This window comes from Burkholderia sp. SIMBA_062, from assembly GCF_046534765.1.
Lineage (GTDB): Bacteria > Pseudomonadota > Gammaproteobacteria > Burkholderiales > Burkholderiaceae > Burkholderia > Burkholderia ambifaria.
In genome coordinates this window covers 1-252 of the sequence record NZ_JAWRYD010000453.1, presented here as the reverse complement: position 1 = coordinate 252, position 252 = coordinate 1, and the positions used below count along the sequence as shown (strand labels likewise).

1 protein-coding gene is annotated in these 252 nt (G+C 67.9%); it reads right to left on the bottom strand.

Annotation, left to right across the window (positions count from 1 at the left end):
- The coding region (locus tag SB786_RS37035) for a hypothetical protein (protein ID WP_410731688.1) at window positions 1-252 on the bottom strand (252 nt) is incomplete at both ends.

The window sequence follows — 252 nt, the reverse complement described above, 5'->3', positions numbered from 1 at the left end:
CGTAGCGAAACGGAATCGCGCGCATCGGCATGAGCGTGGCGAAGGTCACCGCGCCTGCGAAAAAGCGCTGCGAAAGGCCGCCGCCGTCGAGCTGGCCGAGCCAGTTTTCGGCGACGATGGCGAGCGGCAGCGCGTCCGTGAGTTCGGCTTCGCTGCACGCGTCGCGCCACGTTTCGAGCGCGCTGTCGAGGCGTTCGAGCGTGTACGCGTCCTCGCCTTCGTCGGTGGCGAAGAAGGTGGCCTTCAACGCGC